Origin of the sequence: Bradyrhizobium sp. 159 (assembly GCF_023073795.1) — a bacterium.
Taxonomy (GTDB): Bacteria; Pseudomonadota; Alphaproteobacteria; order Rhizobiales; family Xanthobacteraceae; genus Bradyrhizobium.
The window spans coordinates 100,217-112,892 of sequence record NZ_JADPKE010000102.1 but is presented as its reverse complement, the minus strand read 5'-3'; the positions used below and the strand labels follow the sequence as shown (position 1 = coordinate 112,892).

General features: G+C 65.6%; 8 protein-coding genes. 4 read left to right on the top strand and 4 right to left on the bottom strand.

All coding sequences use genetic code 11. The annotated features are described in order from the left end of the window. Positions 1 to 241: 241 nt before the first annotated feature. The 4 genes from IVA96_RS32850 to IVA96_RS32835 form a co-directional block, all read right to left on the bottom strand. Positions 242 to 1,012, bottom strand: a complete 771-nt coding sequence (locus IVA96_RS32850) for a TIGR02186 family protein (RefSeq protein WP_247281780.1) — start codon at positions 1,010 to 1,012, stop codon at positions 242 to 244. Then, positions 1,009 to 1,926 (bottom strand): sulfite exporter TauE/SafE family protein, encoded by a 918-nt coding sequence (locus IVA96_RS32845; protein WP_247281779.1) that lies wholly within the window; start codon positions 1,924 to 1,926, stop codon positions 1,009 to 1,011. The genes IVA96_RS32850 and IVA96_RS32845 overlap by 4 nt, the downstream gene beginning before the upstream one ends. A 276-nt stretch (positions 1,927 to 2,202) precedes the next feature. Then, positions 2,203 to 5,592, bottom strand: coding sequence for a tetratricopeptide repeat protein (locus IVA96_RS32840; protein ID WP_247421714.1), 3,390 nt, complete (start codon positions 5,590 to 5,592; stop codon positions 2,203 to 2,205). Between the two features lie 367 nt (positions 5,593 to 5,959). After that, positions 5,960 to 6,550, bottom strand: coding sequence for a PadR family transcriptional regulator (locus IVA96_RS32835; protein WP_247421713.1), 591 nt, complete (start codon positions 6,548 to 6,550; stop codon positions 5,960 to 5,962). A gap of 198 nt (positions 6,551 to 6,748) precedes the next feature. Here IVA96_RS32835 and IVA96_RS32830 point away from each other — a divergent pair, with 198 nt between their 5' ends. The 4 genes from IVA96_RS32830 to IVA96_RS32815 all read left to right on the top strand — a co-directional run bounded on the left by IVA96_RS32830 (position 6,749) and on the right by IVA96_RS32815 (position 12,668). Then, positions 6,749 to 7,132: a nuclear transport factor 2 family protein gene (locus IVA96_RS32830; protein WP_247307861.1), complete on the top strand. Its 384-nt coding sequence runs from the start codon at positions 6,749 to 6,751 to the stop codon at positions 7,130 to 7,132. A 113-nt stretch (positions 7,133 to 7,245) separates the two neighbouring features. Then, positions 7,246 to 9,036, top strand: a complete 1,791-nt coding sequence (locus tag IVA96_RS32825; RefSeq protein ID WP_247421712.1) for an acyl-CoA dehydrogenase C-terminal domain-containing protein — start codon at positions 7,246 to 7,248, stop codon at positions 9,034 to 9,036. A gap of 52 nt (positions 9,037 to 9,088) precedes the next feature. Next, positions 9,089 to 10,297, top strand: a complete 1,209-nt coding sequence (locus IVA96_RS32820; RefSeq protein ID WP_247421711.1) for an acetyl-CoA C-acetyltransferase — start codon at positions 9,089 to 9,091, stop codon at positions 10,295 to 10,297. A 157-nt stretch (positions 10,298 to 10,454) separates the two neighbouring features. After that, positions 10,455 to 12,668 (top strand): FAD-dependent oxidoreductase, encoded by a 2,214-nt coding sequence (locus tag IVA96_RS32815; protein ID WP_247421710.1) that lies wholly within the window; start codon positions 10,455 to 10,457, stop codon positions 12,666 to 12,668. The last annotated feature ends 8 nt before the right edge of the window (positions 12,669 to 12,676 follow it).

The following is a 12,676-nucleotide window of genomic DNA, read 5'->3' as shown; positions in this document are numbered from 1 at the left end:
CTCGACCACTTCGCCAACGAACTGTTCGACTATCTCGTATACTACAACAACCACAGACCCCATCAGGCCTTGGCAGGACAAACTCCCAAGGCCTTCGCCGCTACCAAGACCACCGCGATCCAATCAGCGAATTATTGAACATCGACAATTGCGAGGAGCCCTTGCGACGAAGCAATCCAGAATCCCTCCGCGACGGCAATCTGGATTGCTTCGCTTCGCTCGCAATGACGGAGTGTGTGGCTCAATCCTTCCGAAACACGATCGACGCCATCCAGCCCGTCATCAGCGCCATCGCTGCGGTGGCGAGGCCATAGAGAAGCCCATGTTGTCGCGCGCTGGTGGCGACGAACTGCTCCAAGCCGACCTTGACGATCTCGAACGCGGTCTCGGTCTTGCCGATGAACGCACCGCTCGCAAACAGCTTGATCTCCACCTCATAAGTGCCGATCGGCACCTCTGCCGGCAGCGGAATGCCGGTGCGGAACAGCGTCGGCGTCAGGAACGTCACCGCGCTCGCATCCTCCCGATAGAGCCCGTCCTGGGTGCGCAGGCGGATGAAGGCGGAGCGGAACGCATCGTTCGGCACCACGTCGGCATAGTCGCCGCTGACCCGCTGGGTCAGCAGCACGTTGTTGAGCCCGATCTGCTGCCGCCGCGCGATCTCGGGCGAGGTGATCACATCGAAGGGACGGTTGGCGAACAGCGCCAGATAGCTCGGCACCTCCAGGAATTGCCGGTAGTCGGTGTTGATCCAGATGCCGAAGGTGCGCTCCTTGCGCCGCGTCACCATGTCGGCGCGCGGGCCCAGCACGGTGACGACGAGATCGTAACTCGTGCGATCGGCCGGGGTCGTCGCATCCTTTTCGATCGAGCCGAACAGCACCAGCTCCTCGCCTGAATAATTCGGCGTCACGGTGACGCGGTGGTTGGAGACCGACACGATCAGCCGCTCGGCGCGCGCGCCGCCGACGAGCAGCAGGACGAGAAGCACTGCGACAAGCGCGCGCGTCATCCGCTCACTCCCAGCTCACGGATGGTGAAGAGGTCCGCAGGTTGGATCACCAGCTCGATCGCGAAGCGGATGCCGACCGAGAGGATCAAAAGGCCGAGCAGCAGCCGCAGCTGCTCGCCGCGGATCTTTTGGCCGGCGCGGGCGCCGAACTGCGCGCCTGTGACGCCGCCGACCATCAGGATCAGCGCCAGCACGGCGTCGACGAGGTGATTGGTCACCGCGTGCAGCATGGTCGCGAACAGCATCGTGACCAGGGTGAGGACCATCGAGGTGCCGATCACGGTCGAGGTCGGCACCCGCAACAGATAGATCATGATCGGCACCAGGATGAAGCCGCCGCCGATGCCCATGATGGCGCCGATGAAGCCGATCATGATGCCGACGACCACGACGGGAATCACCGAGAGGTAGATCTTCGAGCGCTTGAACCGCATCTTCAGCGGCAGGCCGTGGATCCAGTTGTGCGCGCGGCGCGGCGGCACCGCGCCGCGCCGGGTCCGCATAAGGGCGCGCAGGCCCTCGGAGAACATCAGGCTGCCGACGGTGCTGAGCAGCACGACGTAAGAGAGCGCGATCATCAAGTCGAGCTGGCCGAGCGCACGGAGCCGGGTGAAGGTCCACACGCCGAGCGCCGTTCCGGTCACGCCGCCGCAGAGCAGGACGCTCGCAAGTGCCGGATCAATCGCGCGCCGCCGCCAATAGGACAGTGCGCCGGAAAAGGAGGAGGCCGCGATGTGGCTCGCGACCGAGGCGACCGCGACCGCCGGCGTGATGCCGATGAAGATCAGCAGCGGCGTCATCAGGAAGCCGCCACCGATCCCGAACATGCCGGACACGAAGCCGACCGCGGCGCCCATGGCGAGCACCAGGAAGACGTTGACCGGAAGATCGGCGATCGGAAGGTAGAGCTGCATTGAACCACGCGCCGGCGGGACAGATCGATTGCCGCGGAATGCTCGCGGGAAGGTCGGAACGATTGCCCCGCCCCTCCATAGCGGAATTCGCTGTCGGGAGGGATCGGGAAATTTGCGCGTGGTGAATGCGCGCGACAGCGGCATCCAAGCTCTTTCTCCTCACCCTGAGGAGCCTGCGCAGCAGGCGTCTCGAAGGGCGAGGTCCGGATTTAGAGCCGGGCCTGCATGGTTCGAGACGCGCGCAAGAGCGCGCTCCTCACCATGAGGGGAAAGAGCTTAATGCGCCGCCGACGCCGACTTCTTGGTCGCGACCGGCTTCGGCGCCGGCTTGGCGCTCGCCTGCGGCGCGCTATCCCAGCCGCCGGCGGGCGTCGCGACATTGACGGCATCGTCGGGCTGCGGTTCGGCGCTGAAGGTCTGGATTGCGAGCTTGGCGGCGGCGAGCGATTGCGGGTCGAGACGTTTGGCGACGTCGTCGCGCTTGCCGGCCGCATCTGCGTCGCCCTGAGCGGCGGCCAGGCTGAACCATTTGTAGGATTCGGCGAGGTTCTGTTCGACGCCGATGCCGCGGGCATAGAGAATGCCGAGGTTGAACTGGCTGTCGGCAACGCCGCGGTCGGCCGCTTTGCGGAACCACAGCGCCGCGCTCTTGTAATTGGCGCCACGTCCGCCGCCATCGGCATCGAGCACGGCGAGATTGTGCATCGCCTTCGCGTTGCCGCGCTCGGCGGCCTGCGTGTAGTAGCGGCGGGCGATATCGGCGTCCTTCTTCACGCCAAGGCCCTTCTCGTAGAGCGTGCCGAGGCGGAAGGTCGCGGGCACCACGCCGGCCTGCGCCGCGCGGTCGTACCATTTGGCGGCTTCGTCGTAGTTCGCAGCGACGCCCTTTCCTTCCGCAAAGCGCACGCCGATCTCATAGGCCGCGGTCGCATCGCCCTTCATCGCGGCGGTGCGCAGGCCCGGGCCGCCGATGCCGTCGGGCAGCTTCTCGCTCGGCGGCACCTGGATGAGGCCGAGCTTGCCCCGGCTCGTGCCCGACAGCGCGCCGGTGACGTCGTTGGAGACAGGCGGGGCCGCGGGAGGGACCGGCGGGATTTCGACCGAGGCCGAGCTGCCCGGATTGGCGGCGGGAGCCGGCGCGGCATTGTTCTGGGATTGTCGTCCGATCGGCGTCGGCGAGGTCATCGAGGGTGTGACCTGTTCGGGCGTCGCGGGCTTGGTCTCGACCGGGGGCGGCGGGGCCAGCGGTGTGGGCTGGCTCGACGAATTCTCCATCGTTTGCGGCGCCGGCGGCGGGCTGCCGCCTTCGAGCAGGCCCATCGCCATCTTGAAGGTGCCGAGCACGATCACGACAACGCTCGCGCCGACCAGCAGCGAGCGGATCTTCGACGTGATGGTCGAACCGCCGTCCTTGCCCTTGTCCTTGGAGCGATCGGCCCCCGCCTTGGCGGCGCGGCCGGTCTTTTCCGGCTGCGCGGCGGCGGCCTGGGCGGCGCGGCGCGCGGCGGCGATGAAGCTGGACGACGACACCGGCTCTTTCGGAGCGGTGGGAATTCCGCTGATTGCGCTCTCGGAGGCGGCGATGCGCTCCGACGGCGTGGCGACGCGTCCACCCGGCCGTGTGCCCGGCTCGAGCGGATGATCCGGCGGCAATTCCGGCGCGAGTGCAGCGCGCGCGGGCGCGGTGTGCGGCTCCAGGATTTCGCTGATCGCACGCGGCGGAACGGGTGGTGCCGGCGGCACCGGCGGCGGCGCGGCATGGAATTCGCGCGGCGCGGCGGCGAAGGCGGCCTGCGCTGCCTGCGCGGCGGCCGGGTTCGGCAGCTCCGGCTTCGGATCGTATTTCGGCTGCTGCTGCGGCGGCCGCGGCTCGCGCGCCATCGGCGCGGGCTCCATCGGAGCGGCCTCCATCGGAGCGGCCATGGGCATCAGCGGTGCCGGCGGCGCGGTGCGCACGGCGCGCAGATCGCCCTCGATCATGGAGAGGCGGTCGACGACATGACCGAGCGTGTTGTGAACGGCTTCGAGCGAATCCTGCGTATTCCGGTTGGTCTCGGCCTGGCTGAAGCGGATGTCGGAGAGCTCGCGCTTGACGAGATCGACCACGCCGGAATCGGGCGGCGGCGGCGAATTGCGGCTCTCGGCCAGCGCGGAATAGGTCGCCTGCTGCCGCTCCAGGTGCCTCAGGATGTCGTGCAGCCCGTCCTCGACGCGGCTCAGATTGCCGCTGCGTGGATCGGAGGCGGCCTCGATCCGCTCCAGCAGATAGGAGACACGCTGCTCGAGATGGGCGAAGGTCGAGGCCGAATCGCTGCCGACCTGCATGCGATCGAAGCGATCCGACAGCGCGCGGATCGCAGCTTCCAGATGCTCGGTGCTCTCGGACGGCTGGGGCCGCTCGCGGGTTTCCAGCGCCGCCGTGAGCGCCGCGATGCGCTGCTCCAGCACCGCAAAGCTGTCGCTCGGGCCGGTGGCGCGGGTGATCTGGTCGACCTTGGACGACAGCAGCTGCACGTCTTCGGACAGACGCGCCAGCGCTTCGTTCGAGGCGACGTTGGAGACGATGCTGCGCAGCGCCGAGATCGCGTCTTCGAGCTGGCGCACTGTCGAGGGATCGTCATTGGCGCGCAGGATCAGATCGAGCTTGGCGCCGAGATTGCGGATCGCCTCGTCATAGCCGGTGAGTTGCTCGGCCGGCGTCAGCGTGCGCAGCACCTGCTTGATGTCGGACAGCGCGCGCTCGATGCCTGATAGGACCTGGCCGTCGGTGCCGTTGGAGCGGGTCTCGTCGATGCGACGGTGCAGCGAGCGGATCTCGTTCTCGATCGATTCGATCGCGCGCCGCGGCATCGCCTCGGTGATGGCGTGACGGATCTCGGCAAGCTCGCTGCGGAAGGCGGTGATCGCCTGCTCGGTATTGTCAGGGCGCTGGAGCGACTCGATCTGGCTCGTGATCTTGAGCAGATGGCGCTCGAGCGAGGAGAAATCCGGCCCCGACGGTTGGGGCGGCGGCGCGTAGGCGGGGGCGGGTGGCGCCGCCATCGGCGCGATCGGCGGCGCGGCGCGCGGCGGCATCGGCCGCGATGCAAAGCCGTCGAGCTCGCTCTGCCGCGCCGTGATCTCGGCGACCGCGACGTCGAACGACGCCGGGCTCAGGGGAGGCGAGCTGCGATAGACCTGGGCTGCCGCGCGCTCGACCGCATCGGCCTGGCGCTGGCGCGTCTCGACCGGTGACGGTGGCGGCCGCTGGGTCTGAGGCTGCTGCTGCGGCTTCGAGATTTGCGACAGCCGTGCATCGAGCCGCGAGATCGCATCATTGAGCTGGCGCGCGACGCCCTGCTCGCGCGAGATCTCCTGCCGCGAAGGGTCCTGGCGCTGGGCGGGCTTTGAAATCCGTTCGATCTGCTGGGTGATCGCGTCGAGCCGCTGGTGGATGTCGGCGACTTCGCGGCTTTCCTGGCTCGGTCCGTGCGCCTGGCTCGGTCCTTGCGGAATGTGCTGCGAACGCTGGTCGTAAGGTGCGCGAAAGTTCGGCGCGGCAGTCTCGCCGAGCGTGGAGTTCAGCCAATCGTTGAGTGACATGCCGGCTCTGCGCGCAGCAGCTTCGGCCCGCTCCCGGACGGATGGATCGATGCCGTCAACACTCCACGATACGCGCGAATTCATGACTCTGTCCGGTTCCGACTCCGGCGCCCCACCCGGCGCCTCCAGCCTCCCCTCGCGTGCCGGTTGCAAACACAACCGAATTTGGCGCGGGTCGTCTGCCTCGAAAACCGACTTTTTCCTGTTACGGTAAATAACGGGTTAAGGAACGCTGGCGTGATGTCCTAAAGTTGGGCGGAGGGAACCGGGAGATGATGGTCGTCGCGCCCCTCGGTCGTCAAGCAACAGGTGTCACCCCCGTGAAGGCGGGACATCCAGTACTCCGAAGCAGCGGCTGGAATCGAGCGGCCGCGGCGTACTGGATCGCCCGCTTCGCGGGCGATGGCAGCGAGCAAGACGCGACGGTTCACCCTCGCGTCGGGCCAGCCGCTCACCCCTTCCCCTCGCGTTTGCCGTCTTCCAGCGGCACCACACTGGTCTTGCCGCTCATCGCCGAGAGCGCCTCAAGCGCCTCCTCGCAGAAATCGGCCACCATCTGCTCGTGCCGGGCGCCGAGCTGAAGCAGGAGCAGATTGCCGAGGTCGAGCCGGCCTTCCGCCGTTCCCTCCGGAAAACGCTTCTTCAGGATGCGCTCGTAATTGGCGTGGCGGTCGCGGTGATGCTCCAGGCGGGCCATCAGATCAGTGCGCATGGGCTCGATGTCGATGCTGTCGAGCGCATGCAGCCGCACCAGGAGGTCGTCCTTGATCGAGGGCGGCGTGCTGGGCCGCGCGGCCCAGTGCCGCAGTGCTGTTCGGCCCTCGGGAGTAAGGGTATAGATCAGTTTATTGGGCTTGCCTGACTGCACGACCTCGCGGCCCTGGATGTAGCCGCGGTCGCGCAGCTTGGAGAGTTCGCGGTAGATCTGCTGGTGGTCGGCCTTCCAGAAGAAGCCGATCGATGAATCGAACGTCTTGGCGAGTTCGTAGCCCGTCATCGGACGTTCCGTCAGGCAAGCGAGGATTGCGTCGCCTAATGCCATGACCGGCCTCCCTTCGCGAATTTGACCGACTTACTTGACTTTATGCGCATCGGCGCATATGCGTCAATGTGCATATGAGGCAGCTTGCGCACGGGGCCGAAGACCCCGACGGAAAATCCAGCGGAATCAACCTCCTCGCTACTGTGCATGGGGTTGTTTTTGCACGTTTTGCCCTTGCCCTTAGGGAGGCACCCGAGAATGACCGGTCTCGATTCCTGGTACGCCTACATGAAGTCTCACGACCGCGCCGCGCTCTGGGACCTTCTGCACCCGGATGCCGTGTTCGAAAGCCCCGTCGTGCATTCGCCGCAGCGCGGGCGCGACATCACCTTCAAATACCTCTCCAGCGCCGAGAAGGTGCTCGGCGGCCCGGGCTTCACCTATGTCGGTGAATGGCGCAGCGACACTGGCGCCGTGCTCGAATTCAAGAACGTCATCGATGGCATCGAGATCAACGGTGTCGACATCATCAGTTTCGACAGCGACGGACGCATTACCCATTTCAAGGTGATGGTGCGTCCGCTCAAGGCGATCAACATGCTGCACCGCCTGATGGCGGAGCAGTTGGCCGCCCAATCATGACACTGCCCTGAGGTTGCGGAAGCCGCTAAGCTCGCGACTGCGCCGCAGGGACTTCACGAGAATTCCACCACTTCAAGGCTCAACCAAGTCGAGGCCCGTGCCGGGAGAACGCCATGCCGATCTATAAAGCCCCCGTCGACGATGTGAACTTCCTGCTCAACGACGTCTTCCAGATCGATCGCTACGACAATCTGCCGGGCTTCTCGGATGCGTCCAGCGACGTGCGCGAGGCGATCCTCGGCGAGGCCGCCAAGCTCGCTGAAGAGGTGCTCCAGCCGCTCAACCGTATCGGCGATCTCGAAGGGTGCAAGCGTGCCGATGACGGCAGCGTCACCACGCCGAAGGGGTTCAAGGAGGCGTTCAAGCAGGTCGCCGAGGGCGGCTGGCTTGGTCTGTCGGCGCCGACCGAATATGGCGGGCAGGGGCTGCCGGTGACGCTCTCCCAGGCGGTCAATGAATTCCAGATCTCCGCCAACATGGCGTTCTCGATGTATGGCGGCCTCACCATGGGCGCGACCGCGGCATTGCTGGTGCACGGCACGCCCGAGCAGAAGCAGACCTACGTGCCGAAGATGGTCGCCGGCGAATGGACCGGCACCATGAACCTGACCGAGCCGCATTGTGGCACCGATCTCGGCATGCTCCGCACCAAGGCGGTGCGCCAGGCCGACGGCAGCTTCAAGATCACCGGCACCAAGATCTTCATCTCGGCCGGCGAGCATGACCTCGCCTCCAACATCATCCACCTCGTGCTCGCCCGCATCGAGGGCGCGCCCGCCGGCATCAAGGGCGTGTCGCTGTTCGTGGTGCCGAAATTCCTGGTCAACGCCGATGGTTCGGTCGGGCAGCGCAATGGCGTCGTCTGCGGCTCGATCGAGCACAAGATGGGCATCCACGGCAATTCCACCTGCGTGATGAACTACGACAACGCCACCGGCTGGCTGATCGGCGAAGAGAACAAGGGTATGCAGGGCATGTTCGTGATGATGAACGAGGCTCGCCTCGGCGTCGCCGTGCAGGGCCTCGCGCAATCCGAGGTCGCCTATCAGAACGCGGTTGCCTATGCCCGCGAGCGTATCCAGGGCCGCGCGCTGACAGGCGCCAAGGCCCCGGACAAGCCGGCCGATCCGATCATCGTTCATCCCGACGTGCGCCGCACGTTGCTCTCGATCCGCGCCTTCAACGAAGCCGCGCGCGCCTTTGTGATCTGGACCGCGCTGAAGAGCGACGTCGCGCATCGCTCGGAGGATCCCAGGGATCGCCAGGCCGCCGACGACCACATGGGCCTGATGACGCCGGTGCTGAAGGGCTTCCTTACCGATTACGGCTTTGCCAATGCGGTGCAGGCGCAGCAGATGTATGGCGGCCACGGCTACATCGCCGAGCAGGGCATGGAGCAGTTCGTGCGCGATGCCCGCATCGCGATGATTTATGAAGGCGCCAACGGCATCCAGGCGCTCGACCTCGTCGGCCGCAAGCTGCCGCGGGACGGCGGCCGCGCCATTATGGCCTTCTTCGGCGAGGTCATGGCCTTCGCCAAGGAGAACGGCGGCGACGAGGCGCTAAAACCGTTCATCGCTCCGCTCTCGACCTCACTCGGCCATCTCCAGCAGGCCACCACCTGGCTGATGCAGAACGCGATGGCGAAGCCGGACAATGCCGGCGCCGCCGCAACCGATTACCTGCATCTCTTCGGCTTCGTCGCGCTCGGCTACATGTGGGCGAAGATGGCGAAGGTGACGCTAGGGAAGATTGCCGAGAGCGGGGCCACGCCCTATCTCTCGACCAAGCTCGTCACCGGCCGCTTCTTCATGGAGCGGATGCTGCCGGAGACCGCGGCCAATCTCGCGCGCATCCAGGCCGGCTGCGCCACCATCATGGAACTGCCGGCGGAAGCGTTCTGACCTGCTTCCGCCGCCTGCTCCCAATCGTTGAACATCACATCAGGAGGGCGTCATGCCTGAGGCATTCATCTACGACCACGTTCGCACCCCGCGCGGCCGCGGCAAGGCGGACGGCGCGCTGCACGAAGTCACGGCGCTGGCGCTCGCGACCGTGCCACTGAAGGCGCTGAAGGACCGCAACAACCTGTCCGAGGACTCGGTCGATGACGTCGTGCTCGGCGTGGTCGATCCGGTGGGCGAAGCGGGCAGCGACATCGCGCGCTTCGCAGCGCTGAAGGCGGGTCTCGGCCAAGCCGTGCCCGGTGTGCAGATCAGCCGCTTCTGTGCATCAGGTCTCGACGCCGTGAACTTTGCCGCCGCCCAGGTGATGAGCGGCCAGCATGAACTGGTGATCGGCGGCGGCGCTGAATCCATGAGCCGCGTTGGCATCGGCGCCTCCGGTGGCGCCTGGCCGATGGATCCCTCAATGGCGGTGCCGGCCTATTTCATGCCGCAGGGGGTCTCGGCCGATTTGATCGCCACCAAATATGGTTTCTCGCGCGACGACGTCGATGCCTACGCGGTGCAAAGCCAGCAGCGCGCGGCCAAGGCGTGGGACGAGGGCCGCTTCGATAAGTCGGTGGTGCCGGTGAAGGACATCAATGGCCTCACCATCCTCGCCAAGGACGAGCACATGCGGCCCTCGACGACGATGCAGTCGCTGGCCCAGCTGCAGCCGTCCTTCACGATGGTGGCGCAGATGGGCGGCTTCGACGGCGTCGCGGTGCAGTCGCATCCGGAGATCGAGCGCGTCAACTACGTGCACCACGCTGGCAACTCCTCGGGTATCGTCGACGGCGCCGGCGCCGTTCTGCTCGGCAGCAAAGAGGCAGGCGCGAAATACGGCCTGAAGCCGCGTGCCAAGATCCGTGCCTTCGCCAATATCGGCTCCGAGCCGGCGATGATGCTGACCGGTCCAGTCGACGTCACCGAAAAACTGTTCGCGCGCTCCGGCATGAAGAAGTCCGACATCGACCTGTTCGAGCTCAACGAGGCCTTCGCCTCCGTCGTGCTGCGCTACATCCAGGCCTTCGACATCGACAATGCCAAGATCAACGTCAATGGCGGTGCGATCGCGCTCGGCCATCCGCTTGGTGCGACCGGCGCGATGATCCTCGGCACCGTGCTCGACGAGCTCGAGCGCACCAACAAGTCCACCGCGCTGGTGACGCTGTGCATTGGCGGCGGCATGGGCACCGCAACCATCATCGAGCGCGTGTAACGCGCTGCTGTAGGGTGGGCAAAGCGAAGCGTGCCCACCACTGCGGTCTTCGAAAATGATGGTGGGCACGGCGCAGGAGCGCCTTTGCCCGCCCTACGAGATCTCAAGTCAACCGCCAGCGCCTGAGATCGGCGGCCGGCACCGAGGAGCAACCAACATGTCGTACAAGAACTTCAAGCTTGAGACCGATTCCGACGGCATCGTGCTCGTCACCTGGGACATCCCGGGCCGTTCGATGAACGTGCTCGACGAGACCTCGACCAATGAGCTCGACGCGATCGTCAAGGCGACCACGGCTGATGCCGCGGTGAAGGGCGTCGTCATCACCTCAGCGAAAGAAGCATTCTGCGCCGGCGCAGATCTCTCGATGCTCGAAGGCATGAACCAGGCCTACGCGAAGGTCTTGAAGGAGCAGGGCGAGACCGCGGCGAACCAGATGCTGTTCGAGCAGAGCCGGCGCTTCTCGCAGGTCCTGCGTTCGATCGAGACCTCCGGCAAGCCCTGGGCGGCGGCGATCAACGGCCTCGCGCTCGGTGGCGGTTTCGAGATCACGCTGTGCTGCCATTATCGCGTTGCCGCCGAGAATCCCAAGACTCGTCTCGGCCTGCCCGAGGTCAAGGTTGGCCTGTTCCCCGGCGCTGGCGGCACGCAGCGCGTGCCGCGTCTGGTGCCGCCGCAGGACGCGATGACGATCCTGCTCAAGGGCGATCCCGTCACGATCGAGAAGGCGAAGGCGCTGAACCTGATCCACGCCATCGTTCCCGCTGCCGACCTCATCAAGGCGGCCAAGGACTGGATCAAGGGCGGTGGCAAGGCGGTCGCACCCTGGGACGAGAAGGGTTTCAAGCTGCCCGGCGGTCCGGTGTTCTCAAAGGCCGGCATGATGATGTTCCCGGCCGGCAACGCAATCTATCGGCGCGAGACCTACGACAATTATCCGGCCGCGCGCGCGATCATGAGCTGCGTCTATGAAGGCCTGCAGCTGCCGATCGACGCCGCCTTGCGCGTCGAGTCGCGCTATTTCACCTCGGTGCTGCGCTCAAAGGAGGCGGCCGCGATGATCCGCAGCCTGTTCCTGTCGATGCAAGAGCTCAATAAGGGCGCACGCCGTCCGAAGCACGTGCCGCCGACCAAGGTGAAGAAGATTGCCGTGATCGGCGCCGGCTTCATGGGCGCGAGCGTCGGCTACGTCTCGGCTCGTGCCGGTCTCGACGTCGTCCTGATCGATCGCGACCAGGAGAGCGCCGAAAAGGGCAAGGCGCATGCGCAGAAGGTGATCGAGGAGCAGATCAAGAAAGGCCGCGCCAAGCCTGGCGATGCCGAGGCGCTGCTCGCCCGCATCACCGCGACGGCGGACTACGCCGCGCTGAAGGATGTCGACCTCGTCATCGAGGCTGTGTTCGAGGACCGCAACGTCAAGGCGGAGACCTTTGCCAGGGCGCAGGAGTACCTGAAGTCCGACGTGATCTTCGCCTCCAACACCTCGACGCTGCCGATCACCTCGTTGGCCGAGAGCTTTAAGGACCAGGGCAAGTTCATCGGCATCCACTTCTTCTCTCCGGTCGAGAAGATGATGCTGGTCGAGATCATCCTGGGCAAGAACACCGGCGATGTCGCGCTTGCGACCGCGCTGGATTACGTCCGGCAGATCGGCAAGACGCCAATCGTCGTCAACGACAGCCGCGGCTTCTTCGCTAACCGCTGCGTCGGCCGCTACGTCGCCGAAGGCAACGAGATGTTCCTGGAAGGCGTGCCGCCGGCAATGATCGAGAACTGCGCCAAGATGGCCGGCATGCCGGTCGGCCCGCTCTCGCTGTCGGATGAAGTCGCGCTCGACCTCGGTCTCAAGATCATGAAGGCGACGGAAGCCGATCTCGGCCCCAACGCCATCAATCCCGAGCAGAAGAAGCTGATGGTCGAGATGGTCGAGAAGCAGGGCCGGCTTGGCCGCAAGAACAGCAAGGGCTTCTACGACTATCCCGAGAAGGGCAAAGGCCAGAAGAGCCTGTGGCCGGGTCTCTCGGCCTTGCAGCCGAAGCAGCTTGACCCTGACACGCTCGACATCGAGGAGCTGAAGCAGCGCTTCCTGGTGGTGCAGGCGGTGGAAGCCGCGCGCACGGTCGAGGATCACGTCATCACCGATCCGCGCGAGGCCGATGTCGGCTCGATCCTCGGCTTCGGCTTCGCGCCGTTCACCGGCGGTACGCTGTCCTACATCGATTTCATGGGTACGAAGAAGTTCGTCGAACTCTGCCACAAGCTCGAGGCCAAATACGGCTCACGCTTCACGCCGCCGAAATTGCTCGAGGAGATGGCCGCAAAGGGCGAAACCTTCTACGGCCGCTTCGCGCCGAAGAAGGCGGCGGCCTGACGGAACCC